The sequence below is a fragment of the Flavobacterium adhaerens genome, from assembly GCF_040045115.1.
Lineage (GTDB): Bacteria > Bacteroidota > Bacteroidia > Flavobacteriales > Flavobacteriaceae > Flavobacterium > Flavobacterium adhaerens.
The window spans coordinates 53,413-71,340 of the sequence record NZ_JBDLZX010000002.1 but is presented as its reverse complement, the minus strand read 5'-3'; the positions used below and the strand labels follow the sequence as shown (position 1 = coordinate 71,340).

General features: G+C 35.8%; 9 protein-coding genes. 5 read left to right on the top strand and 4 right to left on the bottom strand.

From position 1 onward, the window contains the following. Positions 1-168: 168 nt before the first annotated feature. The 3 genes from ABEB18_RS02980 to pbpC all read left to right on the top strand — a co-directional run bounded on the left by ABEB18_RS02980 (position 169) and on the right by pbpC (position 9,739). The gene (locus tag ABEB18_RS02980) at positions 169-1,170 is read left to right on the top strand and encodes a hypothetical protein (RefSeq protein WP_348797540.1); all 1,002 of its coding nucleotides are present in this window, start codon (positions 169-171) and stop codon (positions 1,168-1,170) included. Between the two features lie 282 nt (positions 1,171-1,452). Beyond that, a complete protein-coding gene (locus tag ABEB18_RS02975) occupies positions 1,453-7,125 on the top strand; it encodes an alpha-2-macroglobulin family protein (protein WP_348797539.1) in 5,673 nt (1,890 codons plus the stop codon). A gap of 238 nt (positions 7,126-7,363) precedes the next feature. Then, entirely contained in the window at positions 7,364-9,739 is a 2,376-nt protein-coding gene (gene pbpC, locus ABEB18_RS02970) for a penicillin-binding protein 1C (protein WP_348797538.1), read from the top strand. A 9-nt stretch (positions 9,740-9,748) separates the two neighbouring features. Here pbpC and ABEB18_RS02965 read toward each other — a convergent pair whose 3' ends face one another. Further along, entirely contained in the window at positions 9,749-10,582 is an 834-nt protein-coding gene (locus ABEB18_RS02965; protein WP_348797537.1) for an AraC family transcriptional regulator, read from the bottom strand. A 134-nt stretch (positions 10,583-10,716) separates the two neighbouring features. Between ABEB18_RS02965 and ABEB18_RS02960 the strand changes: the two genes are divergently transcribed. Next, positions 10,717-11,892, top strand: a complete 1,176-nt coding sequence (locus tag ABEB18_RS02960; protein WP_348797536.1) for an MFS transporter — start codon at positions 10,717-10,719, stop codon at positions 11,890-11,892. A gap of 217 nt (positions 11,893-12,109) precedes the next feature. On the opposite strand, the gene ABEB18_RS02955 is transcribed toward ABEB18_RS02960, so the two are convergent. Next, positions 12,110-13,654 (bottom strand): Rne/Rng family ribonuclease, encoded by a 1,545-nt coding sequence (locus tag ABEB18_RS02955; protein ID WP_348797535.1) that lies wholly within the window; start codon positions 13,652-13,654, stop codon positions 12,110-12,112. Positions 13,655-14,055: 401 nt separating this feature from the next. Further along, a complete protein-coding gene (locus tag ABEB18_RS02950) occupies positions 14,056-14,346 on the bottom strand; it encodes an HU family DNA-binding protein (RefSeq protein WP_035634379.1) in 291 nt (96 codons plus the stop codon). Positions 14,347-14,479: 133 nt separating this feature from the next. Between ABEB18_RS02950 and mutY the strand changes: the two genes are divergently transcribed. After that, positions 14,480-15,517, top strand: a complete 1,038-nt coding sequence (gene mutY, locus ABEB18_RS02945) for an A/G-specific adenine glycosylase (protein ID WP_348797534.1) — start codon at positions 14,480-14,482, stop codon at positions 15,515-15,517. Positions 15,518-15,604: 87 nt separating this feature from the next. Here mutY and ABEB18_RS02940 read toward each other — a convergent pair whose 3' ends face one another. After that, positions 15,605-17,761 (bottom strand): TonB-dependent receptor, encoded by a 2,157-nt coding sequence (locus tag ABEB18_RS02940; RefSeq protein ID WP_348797533.1) that lies wholly within the window; start codon positions 17,759-17,761, stop codon positions 15,605-15,607. Between the last annotated feature and the right edge of the window lie 167 nt (positions 17,762-17,928).

Below are 17,928 nucleotides of genomic sequence, written 5' to 3'. Positions count from 1 at the left end.
ATGAAAATAATAAGTCTTCTACTTGTTTAGTTCCTAACAGATCAATTGTGTTACTAAAGCATTTTGAACTGTTAGAACTCCAGAAGGAAGGTTTTTTTGCTAGCAGAAGAAAATAGGCAGTAACTTTTTATTATATATTTGGGGATAGGCAATTTTATAATTATAAAAATGGATTTCGAAAATTTTGTGAAAAAATACGGCACTTTAATGGGCGGACTTTTATTACTCCCATCTCTCTTTATTCTATATAAGATTATAATTTCAAACCAAAAATTAGTTCCAATTAGTGTAATTGCTTTAATAGCTGGAATCCTATTCGAAGTTAAAAATATAACCAATAGTTGGCGAAAAGTATTCGGTTCCGCACTAATTTCATTAGCCTTAAGTTTCTTTTCTTTCATACCAGGAAAGGGAGAAAGAATTTATAATTTTGAAAGTCGTGTTACTGTTTGGCCATGGGCTTTTGTTACCATTTTTATCATCATGACCATTGCGACTAACAGGAAGAAAGTGACGGCTCAGCTTACAGAAGGCTCAACATTATTACTCTCTATGGCTGTTCTATATTGGATTATTGATTTTTACAGTCAAAACAGTATAAATATTTTTTTGATGATTCTGTTTAGTATTATTAGCATACTTATACTGTTTTCCTCTTTTCATGCTTTTACAAAAAATGAATTGACAAGGAATAATCGTTTTGCGCTTAGTCTTTGGAGTTCAATTATTTTTTTATTTTTTGCAATAGATAATATATACCGGGTATATCAAAATAATTCGATTGAAAACAGTAATTTTATTGATGGAAGCAATATAGCTATACAATATTTTCTACTGGGAATTTCAAGCATTTATATGGTTCAAAATCTTAATATGTTAGTTGGTTTTTTGCCCGAAAAAAAGAAATTCTTTAACGAAGAATATTATAAACAGATACAAGAATTAAAAGATGATCACGTCGAAAGATTTTCCAAAACACAAATAAGACGATTATATTCAATTTTTTGCTTGTTATTCCTGTCTGTTATTTTTTTCTTGAATTATAAATTTAAATTCTTCCCACGACACGTAATAATTTGGCTTGTATTCTTAATTTTTCCTATTCTGATAAATCTTTATGAATATGTTTTATTAAGAAAAAAAATTGTCAACAGCAACAATGCCAATTAAAACCTATTATTAAATCTAGATTTTATTCAACAGAAAAAAAATCCATCTTATCGAACCGCCTTCCAAAAGTTGTATTTTGTAGTAAAAGAAAGTAGGGACTTGATATAATCGTGTACCAAAGGGGAAAACTTTCACTCCAATACTAAAATTCTTCTTAAATTAACCAAATAAATACTGTACTTTTATTACAATCGAAACATAACATTTGTAATTAACGATTTATCTATACAAAAGTTTTGTTCTGATAAACATTTATCCCTAACCCATTAACTCCGTGTAAAAGTGAAAACAAAAGGTTTAGTTCTCGCATTTTTTGTGTTTTTTATTTTTCAATCCTGTGGCCGAAAATCAGCTGCCGATTTCAACTCCGATTTTTCATTATTCAAAGACTACATCGTCAGTTTTACGGCTGGGATAGTTCCAGCGCAATCGGACATTCGCGTGGTTTTGGCTTTCGAAAACAATTGGAAAGTCAATCAGGTTTTGGACGATAATTTGTTTGATATTTCCCCAAGTGTGGACGGAAAAGTCGTGGCGCTTTCGAACAATACCATCGCTTTTATTCCCGAAAAGAAGTTGGAATCTAACACCGAATATCAGGTAACTTTGCATTTGGATAAAATCAATCCAAAAGTCGCCGAAAAAAATAAGGAACTTTCTCAATTCAATTTTACGGTAAAAACCATCAAGCAGGATTTTATCGTGAACACGATCGACGTGCAGTCCTACAGCAAAGAATACCAATACCTGAATTGCGAGCTGAAAACCGCCGACAATATCGATTTTGAAACCGCCAAAAAATTGGTGGAAGCCGAGCATAACGGAAAAGATTTGAAAATTATTTTCGAGAAATCACCCGCTTTTGCAAATGAATTTAAATTTAGAATTGACAGCATTCAGCGATTGGATTCTCCGAGCAATCTCGAAATTAATTTTGACGGAACCGAGTATGATATAGAACAAAAAGGAACTATAGATTTTCCGATTACGGCATTGAATGAGTTCAAAGTCATCCAAACCAATATACAAAACGGAGACAACCAATCATTATCCATAAATTTTTCGGAACCATTGGAGCGAGGTCAGGATTTCAAAGGCTTGGTGGCGATTCAAAATACCAATAATTTAAAGTTTTCTACTCAAGGAAATGTACTAAAAGTTTATTTTGATAATGAGCCAGTCGCTAAAAAATCGGTTGCAGCAGTTCCAGAAGTAGTTGCCTCTACCGTCGTTGATTCTACTGCTACGGCTGTTCCTGTTGATACCGCTTGGGTTGAAGAGCCTGAAGAACAAGAAGTGATAGAAGCAGCTGAGCCAGTTGCGGTAGTTTCCCAAAAACTTATGGGCGAATTATTATTAGAGGTTTTTCAAGGAATCGAAAGCGTGTATGGTAAAAAACTAAGCGAGAATTACACCGAGAAAATTTCTTTTGATGAAATAAAACCCAATGTCCGTTTCGTTAAAAGCGGAACCATTTTGCCGAGTTCCAGCAATTTGAAACTCAATTTTGAAGCGGTAAATCTGAGTGCGGTGGATGTCAAAGTGTTTAAAATCTACAAAAACAACATCCTACAGTTTCTGCAGTATAATGAACTGAACGGTGCTCGAAACCTCAAAAAAGTGGGACAGCCCATCGCCAAGTCAACCATTAATTTAAAAGAAAATAGTCTTGTGAATTTGAGTCGATGGAACACATTTGCTTTAGATTTGTCCAAAATCATCACACCTGAACCTGGAGCGATTTACCGAGTGGAGTTCTCGTACAAAAAAGCATATTCGTTATACAAATGCCAAAATCCTACCGAAGAAGAAAGCGAAACCGAAGAGGAGGAAGAAATAGATGAAAAAGACATCAATTATAGCGATAATGCTTATGATGATTATTATTATGACAACTACGATTGGAGAGAAAGCCAAGATCCATGTACCAATTCTTATTATTATAATGCACGAATTGCAACCAATATTTTAGCGACCGATGTTGGGGTAATCGCAAAAAGAGGAGAAAACAAATCGTATTTATTTGCTGTAAACAATATTATTACTACTGAACCTATCTCGAATGCAAGAGTGGATTTGTATAATTTTCAGCAGCAAAAATTAGCCACAGGAACAACTAGCAGCGAAGGGATTGCCAATTTTCAGTTGGATGCATTTGCCTATTTTGCCATAGTGACTTACGGGACACAATCGACCTATGTAAAACTAGACGATGGATATTCTCTTTCGGTGAGTAATTTTAATGTCAATGGCGAAACGTTGCAAAAAGGGCTAAAAGGATTCATTTACGGTGAACGTGGCGTTTGGCGTCCAGGCGATAATTTGTATTTGTCTTTTATTTTGAACGATGCTTCGAATAAGATTCCGTCAGGACATCCGATAAAATTAAGGTTGAGCGACCCCAACGGGAAAGTAACCTATCAAACCGTTCAGAAAGCGAATGAATGGCATCATTATGCCTTTACGATTCCAACGCAAGCAGATGCTCAGACCGGAAATTGGGAAGCGATGGTCAGTGTGGGTGGTGCCAAGTTTTACAAAAACATTAAAATCGAAACCATTAAACCCAACCGTTTAAAGATTAAAAACACTTTCCAACGAACCCAACTTTCGGCTTCGAATCCCAATACTGGAAATCTAGAAGTAACTTGGCTGCACGGGGCAATTGCTAAGAATTTGAATGTAGATATGCAGGCAAAATTCACGCAACGAACCACCATTTTCAAGAATTATGAGCAGTTTACTTTTGATGATTTGGTGCGAAAATTCAATACCGAGGAAATCAACGTTTTCAACGGAAAATTGGACACCAACGGGAAAGCAAGTGTAAAAATTGACCCTAAAATTCAAGAAGAAGCTCCTGGTATGCTCAATGCTTCTTTCATTACCAAAGTCTATGAAGAAGGAGGAGATTTCAGCACCGATGTTATCTCGACGACCTATTCTCCCTATACCACTTATATTGGGTTGAAAACTCCAGAACTCAACAAATACGAAATGCTCGAAACCCGAAAAGTCAACCAGTTTGATATCGTTACCGTTGATGAAAACGGGAGGCCAAAATCGGTTAAAAATCTGGAGGTAAAAGTCTATAAAGTAGAATGGCGCTGGTGGTGGGATGCTTCGAGCGATAATTTGTCCAATTACTATTCGGATGAAGTTACTACGGCTTACAAAACATTCCAAATAAATACCGATGCCAGCGGACGAGGAAATGTTCGTTTCGCCTTGACCGATGAGGAATGGGGACGTTATCTGATTCGAGTTTCGGATGCCGTTGGAGGCCACGCTACGGCTTTGACGGTAAATATCGATTGGCCATTGTGGTCTGGAAAAACCAGAAATACTGATGCTTCAACAGCCAATATGTTGGTTTTTTCTACCAATAAACAAAAATATGCCGTAAGCGAGAATGCTCAAATTTCATTTCCATCGAGCGAAGGCGGAAGAGCTTTAATTTCGATTGAAAATGGTTCCAAAGTGGTAAAAACCCTTTGGGCTAAGACCCAAAAAGGAGAAACCAAAGTCAGCATTCCGATTACCCCAGAAATGGCTCCGAATGTGTACTTTAATATCAGTTTACTGCAACCACACGCTTCGACCAAAAACGATTCGCCTATCCGTATGTATGGAATAGTACCGATAGAAGTGGTAGACAAAAACACCATTCTGACTCCAAAATTAAACATGCCCGATGTGTTGCGTCCTGAACAGTCATTTGCCCTAAAAGTGAGCGAGCAATCGGGTAAAGAAATGACCTACACCATCGCCATTGTCGATGAAGGTTTGTTGGATTTGACCCGTTTCAAGACACCTAATGCCTGGGATAATTTTTATGTTCGTGAAGCTTTGGGAGTTAAAACCTGGGATATTTATGATGATGTGATTGGGGCTTACGGCGGAAAAGTGAACCAGATTTTCAGTATTGGTGGAGACCAGGATTTAGGTGGCGGAAAAGCCAAAAAAGCCAATCGATTCAAGCCAGTCGTACTTTATATGGGACCTTTCAAATTGGAAAAAGGACAAACCAAAACCCACCAAATAAAATTGCCAAAATACATTGGTTCTGTCAAAACGATGATTGTCGCCGGCGATGCTTTGACGAGCGCTTATGGAAGTGTCGAAAAAGCAACTCCAGTGCGCAGTCCTTTGATGGTATTGGCTTCGTTGCCGAGAAAAATTTCACCATCAGAGAAAGTGACAATTCCAGTTACGGTTTTTGCGATGGAAAAAAACATCAAAAATGTTACGGTTCAGCTTAAAACCAATAATGGTTTGAAAGTAATCGGAAGTCCTGTTCAAAAGGTTTCATTTGCCCAGCCAGACGAAAAAATGGCCTATTTTAATTTGGCCGTAGGCTCTGTAACCGGAATTGGGAAAGTGCAAATTGTGGCGACTTCAGGCAAAGAGAAATCAGTCTATGATGTCGAAATCGATATGACCAATCCGAATCCAGTGACCAATACGTTTACTGATGTGATTTTGGAACCGAATAGCGCCAAAACTATTTCGTGGAAAACCTTTGGCGTGGCTGGAAGCAATAAGGCAAAACTGGAGGTTTCTTCGATGCCAACCATTAATTTAAACGGAAGACTGCAATATCTAATACAGTATCCACATGGTTGTGTCGAGCAAACCACTTCGTCTGTTTTCCCGCAATTGTATCTGAACGATATAACCGATTTGGATGCGACCCGCAGAGATTTGACTCAAAAGAATATTACTGCCGGAATTAGCCGTTTGGGAGGTTTTCAATTATCGAATGGCGGAATTGCCTACTGGCAAGGCGGGACAACCGCCGATGATTGGGGTACTTCGTACGCGGGTCATTTTATGATAGAAGCCGAGAAAAAAGGATACTTTTTGCCAATCAATTTTAAATCCAAATGGATTTCATACCAACAAAAAGAAGCTAAACGTTGGCGATTTGAACCGAGTTACGGAAACGATTTGGCACAAGCCTATCGTTTATATACCTTGGCTTTGGCAGGAGTACCTGATTTGTCTTCGATGAATAGACTCCGTGAAACCAAAGGAATTTCGAACGAAAGCAAATTGCGTTTGGCGGTGGCTTATGTTTTGGCTGGACAAAAATCGGCTGGGCAAACGTTATTTCTTAATAGCAAAATTGAAGACGATTCCCGTTATAATTATTACTATTATGGTTCGGCCGACAGAAACCGTGCCATGGCTTTGGAAACTTTATTTTTGCTTGGACAAAAACAAAAGGCATTTGCGATGGCAGTAAAACTGGCCAAAAGTATGTCTAGTGACCAATGGATGAGTACACAAACCACCGCTTATTGTTTGTACGCCATGACGAAGTTTTCGAAAGATAACGGTGCCAAAGGAATCGATTTGCAATGGACCAATGGCGGGAAAACCCAAGTTATTAAAACAATGAAAACCATAGCCGACAGAAGTTTGGTTGTCAAATCTGGTTCAAACAGTGTAACTTTGAAAAACAACCGTAAAAACAGATTATTCGTTCGAGTGCTCAATACTGGAATTCTTCCTGTCGGGCAAGAAAATACTTTCCAAAGCAATGTTTCGGCGTCCATTGTTTTCAAAAACAGAAAAGGCGGAGTAATTAATGTTTCAAAAATTAATCAGGGAACTGAATTTGTCGCTGAGGTTACGGTTAAAAACCAAAAAAATGAACACGTAGAGAATGTGGCTTTATCGCAAATTCTGCCATCTGGTTTCGAGATTGTCAATACCCGTTTCACCGATTACGGAGACGCAACCAACAATATTGCCGATTATATTGACATTCGCGATGATCGAACCAATTTCTATTTTGGATTGCGCGCCGGCGAAGCTAAAACTTTTAGAATATTACTGAATGCTTCTTATCTGGGAACGTATTATTTACCTGGCTTGCAATGTGAGGCGATGTATGACAATACGTTTTTGGCAAGGACTAAAGGATTTTGGGTTCAGGTGGTGAAGTAGTTTTTTGGGCCACAGATTATACGGATGGAACGGATTTCACACGGATTGGAAAAAAATCTGCAAAATCTGCAAAATCTGCGTGAAATTATGGTTCGCAGATTTGGCAGATTAAGCAGATAAATTAACGTTTAAAAAAATCCGTGCAAATCCGTTCCATCCGTGTAATCTGTGTAATCTGTGGCTAAATTTAAGTTTTGATAATAATCATTTGCGCTCTTTGCGGTAAAATAAAACAGCTTTGAAAAATAAACTAATCGAGTTCCCGCAACGTATCATAAACTGGATAAAACAACATAAAATAAAATCATCAATAACCTTTTTGCTGCTGGTGGTTTATTATTTTTCGTTGCCTAGAACATTGTTTCAAGAGCCATATTCCACGGTAATCGAAAGTAAAGAAGGAGAATTACTTGGAGCTAAAATTGCTAGTGACGGACAATGGCGGTTTCCAGCGCAAGACAGCGTACCGGACAAATTCAAGAAATGCATTGTCTATTTTGAGGATGAATATTTCTACAAACACCTCGGATTCAATCCAGTGGCTATGTTTAATGCTTTCCAGCAAAACAAGAAAGCAGGTAAAGTAGTTCGTGGGGGAAGTACACTTACTCAGCAAGTGATTCGTTTGTCCAGAAATGGTAAAGAACGAACTTATTTTGAAAAAATAATCGAAATTATCCTTGCTACTCGATTGGAGTTGGGCTATTCTAAAAATGAGATAGTCGAATTATTTGCGGCTCATGCTCCGTTTGGCGGAAATGTGGTGGGGTTAGAAATGGCTTCTTGGCGGTATTTTGGAGTAGAATCCTATCAATTATCTTGGGCAGAAAGTGCTACTTTGGCCGTTTTGCCGAACGCCCCAAGTTTGATTTATCCTGGAAAAAACCAAATTAAATTATTAGGCAAACGCAATAGACTTTTACTAAAACTCCGTCAAAAAGGAATAATCGATAAACAAACATACGAACTTTCCATAGACGAACCTTTGCCTCAAAAACCTTATAATTTACCTCAAATTGCACCACATTTATTACAACGTATCGCTAAAACACAGGAAGGAGATCGTGTTAAAACTACTGTCAATATTGGTTTGCAAAATAGAATAAACCAAATTGCAAAGTATTATTACAACCAATATAAGCAGAATGAAATTCACAATCTTGCTATATTGGTAATTGATGTTTCTAACAAAAATGTGATGAGCTATATTGGGAACTCCCCTACTGATGCAACTCATCAAAAAGATGTAGATATTATCGAAGCACCAAGAAGCACTGGAAGTATCCTGAAACCGCTGTTGTATGCAGCAATGCAAGACGATGGAGAGTTGTTGCCGAATACTTTAGTTGCTGATATCCCTACACAAATCTCGGGGTTTACTCCTCAAAATTTCGATTTGACTTTTGACGGAGCTGTTCCGGCACATCGAGCGTTGGCGAGGTCTCTGAATATTCCTGCCGTGTTGATGTTGCAGGATTTTGGCGTGAATAAATTTTACGAAGAATTGCAACGGTTCAAATTACGGGATGTTTCAAAACCACCCGACCATTATGGTTTGTCGCTCATTTTGGGTGGAGCCGAAAGCAATTTGTGGGATTTGTGCCGAACCTATGCAGGTTTGTCTTCGACTTTGAATTATTTCAATAAAAATCAAGGCCTGTACAGAACCAATGAATTTGGCGAATTAAATTACGATGATGATTTTGAAGTGGATTTTGGCGATGAAACCAAACAAAAAAACATTTTAGGGGCTGGCTCAATCTGGCTCACTTACAATGCCATGGAGCAAGTCAATCGACCAGAAGGAGATGAAGCTTGGAAGTTTTACGACAGTTCTCTCAAAATTGCCTGGAAAACCGGAACCAGTTACGGAAACCGTGACGCATGGGCAATTGGTACCAATAGTCGGTATGTAGTTGGAGTGTGGGTTGGAAATGCAACAGGAGAAGGCAGACCTAGCTTAACAGGTGTTGCCAGTGCCGCTCCCGTTTTGTTTGATGTCTTTAATTTGCTACCCAGACAGCGATGGTTCGATGCACCATATAAAGATTTGAATGAAGTTGAAATTTGCCGTTTAAGTGGTCATTTGGCCAAAGAGGGTTGTCCTATTATGAATCAGTGGGTTTCTAAAAAAGGGAAAAACACCTCTATTTGTCCGTATCACAAAACAGTACATTTAGATAAAACACAACAATTTCAGGTCAACAGTAGTTGCGAAAATATAGAGAATATCGTGACCAAAAACTGGTTTGTTCTTCCCCCAGTAATGGCTTGGTATTACAAAAGTAAGCATATTGAGTATTTGCCCTTGCCTGCATTTCGAAATGATTGTATGGGAACACAAACGATTACTATGGATTTTATTTATCCCAAAGCGGGCAGTAAAATCTATCTGACCAAAAATTTCAACAGCGAGATTCAGCCCGTAATCCTAAAGGTTGCACATTCGCAAAGAGACAGTAAATTATTTTGGTATATTGATAATGTCTTTAAAGGAAGCACAAAGACATTTCACGAAATGCCAATTTCGGCTACAACTGGATTTCATTATATCACGGTTGTTGACGAATTTGGAACTGAAATTCGAAGAAAAATAGAAATTGTAAAAGAATAAATAACAATTCTACAACTTCTTAATAGCGCTTGGATTTAAATTTCTTTGTTTTTTAAAATAATTAGAAAGATGACTCTCGTCTGTAAATCCGAATTCGTGCGCAATTTGTTTCATAGACAATTGCTTATTCAAAATTCTTTTTTCGATTAATTGAGTTCTCAATTTATTGCAATATTCTCTATAACTCAAAGCAAAATTTCTCTTGAAATAAGTCCCAAAATAACTTTCGGAAATATTAAAATGCTCTGATATTGTTTTAATCTGAACCAGCTTTGGTTTATAAATATTTTGATGGATATAAGAAATAATCTGATCGTTGTCTATTCCAGAACCTGTGATTTTTATATTTTGTTGTTGTAAACTTTCCTTTATCAACCCAAAAATGGATAAAATTTGATAGAATACAATGGGTGATGTCGAAATACTTGTTTTACAATTGTAGATTCTAATATTATCAATCGTATTTTTTAAAATGCTAGCGCAAGACTTATCTAACTTTAATACATTTTCTTTTAGTAATTTGTCGCGCATAAAATTCTCTGGAGTATTGAGCAGAAATTCATCGCAAGATAATTTTTTATTCGAGTTAAAATAAGTATCGGTAAACTTTATAAAAAAAAACCGAGTTGTTTTTTTAATATCAAAATAATGCTCATCGTCTGGAGAAATAACAAAAAAATCACCCGAATGATACGGTATCAAATTATTATTTAACTGATGAATACCACTCCCTTTCACGATGTAAATAATTTCATAATAGGTATGACTGTGTTTAGGAAGGTGATATTGATCTTCTTCAAACTCGTCTAAAAGCAAAGAATCAAATTGATTTAATTTTTTCATAACCTATATTTGCAAATTTATATGGTAAATTTACAACTTTTTTCCACTATGTTCTCATTAAATTTGCCCTTTCAAAATTAACGCCGTACAAGTAAAACACTTAACGACATTCAAACAATCAATTTTAGAATAAAATGAAAAAGAGTTTAATTTCACTCTCTTTGGGAGGATTGACAATTGGAATTACCGAATTTGTCATGATGGGAATATTACCAGATGTAGCATCTGATTTAAAAATAAGCATTCCGATAGCAGGGTATTTAATTTCGGCATATGCCTTAGGAGTAGTTATTGGGGCGCCTTTATTAGTAATAGGTGCGCGAAATTATCCGCCCAAAAAAACACTTCTAATTCTAGCAATGATGTTAGCATTTTTCAATTCATTGTCGATAATTGTTCCAAATTATGAATTATTTATTTTGACTCGCTTACTATCTGGATTACCACATGGAGCTTTTTTTGGAGTAGGAGCTGTAGTAGCTAGCCGTCTTGCCGAAAAAGGAAAAGAAGCACAAGCCATCTCGATAATGTTTGCGGGTTTAACAATCGCTAATTTAATTGGAGTACCTATAGGAACCTTTATTGGCCATCATTTTTCTTGGCGAATTACTTTTGCTTTAATTGGTTTTTTTGGGGTACTTACCTTTATTTCTATTTATTTTTGGATGCCTAATCTCCCTATAAAAGACAAGGTTTCTATGAAAAAACAAATGAAACTTTTCAAGAAAATTGAAGCTTGGCTGGTAATTTTCATAACGGCAATTGGTGTTGGAGGCTTGTTTTGTTGGATTAGCTATATCGCTCCTTTGCTAACTGAAATTTCGGGTTTTGATGGCGCGGATGTACCTTATATATTGATACTTGCTGGAGCAGGAATGGTTGTTGGAAATATTATGGGAGGCAAATTGGCAGATACTTTCCCAGCAGATAGAACACTTATTACGTTATTTTTACTAATGGTATTAGATTTGGCAATGGTGTATTTCCTTTCGTCTAATCCTTATATTAGTTTGATATTGGTTTTTACCACTGGTTGTATTTCATTTACGTTTATTGGATCTATTCAAATGCTGATGCTTCAGGTTGCTGTTGGTGCCGAAATGATTGCCTCAGCTGCAATTCAGGCTTCATTTAATATCGGAAATGCTCTTGGAGCCTTTTTGGGAGGTTTGCCTTTAATGGCTGGTTTTAGTTATGCTTCTCCTAATCTTGTTGGAATAGGAATGTCGCTAATGGGGGTTTTATTTACAGTATTATTGGTACAAAGAAAAAAACAGGTATTGAAACTTCAAACAGTTAAAATCAAGTAATTACAATTTGGATATGCAAAGCAGCCTTTCTCATTTATGGGATTGGCTGTTTTTTTTGGGATACTTTTTGTTTTTAAAACTGATTTCTAGCCCAGATAGCAACGGAAATCCTTTATTATTTTTCTTTAAAATAATAAAGATTGAAGTGAATAGCTGGATCATGCTCCAAAAAAAAGCACAAAAAAACCGCCTAATCTCACGAAAGGCGGTTTTTCTTTTATTCTTTGATAACATTTCCTTTTTTGTCATAGAAATGGTATTCTAAATACGTGTAAGCGTCACGTGGTATGATTTTCACCCATTTTTTGTGTTCAAAAAACCATTTTGAACGCAATGATGGAAAACCTTTACTGAGGTATGCAGCCACAAACGGATGTGCATTAAGCACTACTTTTTTGTGGGTTTTTAAAAGTCTCTCAACATCCGAAGTGATTCTGTCGATGATTGATATTGGTGCATCAATTTCACCATTTTCATTGTTTGGATCTTCCTCTCGTGTTTTAATATTGACTTCTGGTCTTACTCTTTGTCTGGTAATCTGGACTAGTCCAAATTTACTCGGGGGTAAGATTTTGTGTTTTGCTTTATCGTCACTCATTTCTTCTCTCAAGAAGTCGAACAAGACTTTACGATTTTCGGGATTCGACATATCGATAAAATCTACTACTATGATTCCGCCCATATCACGAAGACGTAATTGTCTGGCGATTTCGGCAGCTGCAATCATATTGACTTCCATTGCAGTATCCTCTTGGTTGGTGGCTTTATTGGATCTATTTCCGCTATTGACGTCTATAACATGCAACGCTTCAGTATGTTCAATAATTAAATATGCTCCTTTACTCATGGAAACTGTTTTCCCAAATGATGTCTTGATTTGTCTCTCTATATTGTATTTCTCAAAAATAGGAGTATCCTTAGACTGATAGAACTTAACAATTGATTGTTTGGATGGTGCAATCTCGTGCACATATTCCTTTGTTTGATGGTACAACTCTTCATCATCAATTTGAATACCGCTGAAGGTATCGTTAAAAACATCTCTTAATATTGAAGAAGCTCTATTGAGTTCCCCTAATATCTTGGATGGATGATGAGCAGTTGGTAATTTTTTACACATTGCATTCCATCTGCTAAGCAGGTTCTGCAAATCTTTTTCTAATTCTACTGTACTTTTGCCTTCGGCTACTGTTCGAACAATAACACCGAAACCTTTTGGTTTGACAGATTGTACAAGGCGTTTCAAGCGTTCCTTTTCTTTTTTGTCTTCTATTTTTTGTGAAATAGAAACACGGTCAGAAAACGGAACCAAAACTATATATCTTCCTGCTAGAGAAAGCTCTGCGCTTAATCTTGGACCTTTAGTTGATATTGGTTCTTTGACGACTTGTACCAAAACAGATTGATTGGCACTAATAACATCTGTTATTGCCCCATTCTTATCTATTTCTTTCTCAAACTGAAAGTTTTTTAGGGAGAAATCTTTTAATTTACCTGCGCTTACAAGTTTTATGAATTTCAGTTGGGAAGCTAAGTTTGGCCCTAAATCATGATAATGTAAAAAGGCATCTTTCTCGAAGCCTACATTTACAAAAGCAGCGTTAAGACCTGCAACTGGTTTTCGTATTTTGGCAATAAAAATATCACCAACCTGAAAGTTGCTTTTCTCTTCTTCTTTGTGTAATTCAATTAGTTTTCCATCTTTTAATAAGGCAAAATCTACGAAATCAGAACTAGAACGAATAATTAATTCTTTGTTCATTTGTAAATTTTTATCTGTTTTTTCAGAAAATAGAGAATAGAAAAAAGAAAATAGACTTAGTAAAAATCTAAAATCTACCCCGATAGTTATCGGGACTAAAATCTAAAATCTTATCTACAGATGGATTAAACAATAATTTAACAGGTTTTGTACCCGGTGAAAATTAGTTAACAGAAGACAGTATTAAGCTTGCAGAAAAACTGATGACTTAAAACTGAACACCTGAATACTAATTCTCGATTTCAATGAACTTAAAAAAGAAAAAAGTAGTTTAAAACTACTTTTTCTTTTTATGACGGTTAGCTCTCGCTCTTTTTTTACGTTTGTGAGTCGCTACCTTATGTCTCTTTCTTTTTTTACCACTTGGCATATCTAATAGATTTTATAATTAATTAATAGTGTTATTTTGCTTCGTTGTTTACTTTAACTCCCTCAACAAAAACTTTTGCAGGTTTAAAAGCAGGAATGTTATGTGCTGGAATTTTGATAGTGGTATTTTTAGAAATATTTCTTCCAGTTTTTTCAGCTCTAGTCTTAACGATAAAACTACCGAAACCTCTTAAGTAAACGTTATCACCTGTTTCTAGTGAGTTTTTTACTTCGTTCATAAAAGTCTCTACTGTTGCCTGAACATCTCCTTTTTCAAGACCTAATTTTTCTGAAATCTTCGCTACGATATCTGCTTTCGTCATTTTCTTTCCTTTTTATTATGTTGTAATAATTTTTTTGAGTGTGCAAATATAGGAATTTAAAAAACAATAAATCAACCTAAATCGTTAAAATTTAATTACATAAACATTTACTTTTGTTTTCTAAAATTTTCAGATGCATTTTTATAAAACACTAATTAACTGGTACTTACAAAATAAAAGAGATTTGCCGTGGCGTAAAACCACCGATCCATACCCAATTTGGCTCTCTGAAATCATGCTACAACAGACCAGAGTTGCGCAAGGAACACCTTATTTTTTATCATTTACAACTACTTTTCCAACAGTTTTTGATTTGGCAAATGCCCATGAAGAGCAAGTCTTAAAACTCTGGCAAGGATTAGGATATTATTCTCGTGCTCGAAATCTACACAAAACGGCTCAAATAGTAGCTAACGAAATGAACGGTGTTTTTCCTGACAACTATAAAGACTTATTGAAACTAAAAGGAATTGGCGAATACACAGCCGCTGCAATTGCTTCTTTCTCTTATAATGAATGCGTACCAGTAGTTGACGGAAATGTTTTCAGAGTATTATCGCGTTACTTTGATATCGAAACCGATATTGCACAGCCATTGGCAAAAAAAGAATTTTCGGCTTTAGCATACCAACTTATACCCAAAGATAACCCTGCTCAATTCAACCAAGCTATAATGGAATTTGGTGCTTTACAATGTGTTCCCAAAAATCCTAATTGCAGCATTTGTATTTTTAGTAATAGTTGTGCCGCTTTGCAGAAAAAGAAAGTCGATCAATTACCTGTAAAATCTAAAAAAATTAAAATCCGAAACCGTTATTTTAACTATATAATTGGCATTGATACTACAGAAAATATTCTAATCCAAAAACGCACATCAAAAGGAATTTGGTATAATTTATACGAGTTCCCTCTTATTGAAACTGAAAAGGAGGTAGATTTTGAAATCTTAGCTTCTAAAATCCCTGAATATTTCCCACCAAAAAACAAGATTACGAGTTTACTAGAATACAACGATCAAAGTATTACTCACAAACTCTCACATCAACATTTGCATATCAAGTTTTGGAAAGCAAGAATAGAAGGCATTTTTGAAAAAGGCATTAGCATAGAAACTGCCAAAACATTTCCTTTTCCTATAGTAATCCATAATTTCATCGAAGACAATTTTTAAGATCCTCTAAATTCTATTCAATCTAAAAACAAAAATCCTGACAGTTCAATTACGATCAGGATTTTTGACATAAAGAAATATTCTTTTTTAGAATTTAAGGGTAAGACCTGCTAAAACATTAGCTCCTGCTTGAGGATAATAATACACATATCCTCCTCCATAATCGGCTCCATTGGAAACATAATCAACATTAAAAATATTGTTTGCCAAAACATTAACCATAATAGCCTTGAAAACGGATTTTACTTTTATTTCGTAACTAATATTTAAATCATTCACAAAATAATCTTTTAATTTTCCACTTGCATCATCGATATTATTCATGTATTGCTCGCTAACATATTTTGACAACCAACTTATTTTTAATGGTCTTAATGGGGAAAACATCAAAATATTTCCGGCAATAAAATCTGGAGAATATGCGATATTGGTATCTCCCAAATCGACTAAACTTCCCGTTGCATCTGTAACAAAATCGACATTTTTATTTGTACTCAAAGTAAAATTAGGAGAAAGTGACCATTTTTCAGAAAATCGAATAGTTGCATCTACTTCTAAACCTAACCTGTAACTATCACCGCTGTTTTTTCGGATAGGATTACCAACATCATCCAACTCACCCGTTAAGACCAGTTGATCTTGATAACCCATATAGTAAACATTTGAATTTACTTGGACATTAGAAGATTTAAATCTCCATCCTAATTCATAATCATCTAATTTCTCTGGTTTTGGATTTCCGCCTTCATAATCTGTTCGATTAGGCTCTCTGTTTGCTCTTGCGTATGAAAAATAAAGATTGTTTTTCTGATTCACTTCAAAATTCAAACCTCCCTTTGGGTTAAAAAAATTAAAATTATCATCTACCAAACCTGTTTCCCAACTATTGGCTTTGTATTGAACATTTCGGTATTGCATATCTCCATACAAACTCAATTTTTCGGTAAGCTGAAAATTAAGTTTTGCAAAAATATTTCCATCTATTTTTGTCGAAAAATCGTCATAATAATGATCTCCTAATTCAGATTGTGAAGCATATCGTGCCCAGATTACTTTCCCAAAATGATCTCCCTCGTACTTATTCCATCCTCCGCCGATAATCAAATCCAGTTTATCTGCTGCATATTTTACCGAAAAAGTAGTTCCATAAAAATCATTATCCAACCATTTTTGACGCACCAAATCAGTAGTTGAGATTGCACCAACAGCATTCAAACTATAATCAGCCATATCGGCATCCTCTTTATAGTTTTCATAATACCCTTTCCCTTTGGTATAATGCAATGCAAAGTTTGAACTCCATTTATCAGACCACGCTTCATTCCAATGCAATTGATAATGATCCTGTTGGTAATTATCGGTTTCATTATCATAAAAACGAGTATTTCCAAATTCGTCGGTAAATGCTCCCGAAGGATTATAAGTTCGTTCTCTTTCTAAAGTTGCAGCATCAATTCCGTTCCAAGCTTGATACGTTTTTTCGGTTCCTCCAAAAGCCAGCGCTTTAATTAAAGTGGTCTTCCCAACATAAGTCCCTTGCAAGAAATACGATTTTAAATCCGAACTCGCTCTATCGATATAACCATCCGATTTCAGCGTTGATAATCGTCCTGCAATTTCAAAATGGTCATTCAGCAAACCCGTACTAAACTTTACAGTATTCTTATTAGAATTAAAGCTACCAAAGGATGTCGAAATTTCACCAGTTGCTTTAGACGCATAATTATCGGTCAACATGTTCAAACTTGCTCCAAAAGCTCCAGACCCGTTGGTTGAAGTTCCAACTCCACGTTGTAATTGCAAACTCTCTACCGATGAAGCAAAATCGGGCATATTTACCCAAAAAGTACCTTGACTTTCGGCATCATTGTACGGAATTCCATTAATCGTAACATTAACACGAGTAGCATCGCTACCACGAACACGAATTCCGGTATATCCCATCCCATTTCCTGCATCAGAAGTGGTTACAACTGATGGTAAATAATTCATCAAAACTGGAATATCTTGACCAAGATTTCTAGATTCTAGTTGTTTTTTACTCATATTAGAAAAAGTCACTGGCGTTTTAGACGTAACTCTTACTGCCGAAACCAAAACCTCATCGAGTTGATTGACTTGGGTAGAATCTTTTTGTTTTTCTTGCGCAGTTAAGAAAAAAGAAGTCAGAAGAAAAACAGAAGAGGTTACCAAAACTCTTTTGGTTTTCTGTTTAGCATCTTTTTTAAAAAATAGATTATTCATCCGTAAATGATTTACGAATAAAAGGGGCAATTATTCTTTTGTTAAAAAAATATGATTTGTTCTAATTCCTGAAAGAAAAAACACTTTCAGGAATCTATTCCCTTGGCAGCATTACCTGCCCAGGTTCTTTGGGTATAATCTCAGCTCGTTATTTTAGAGCACCCCTT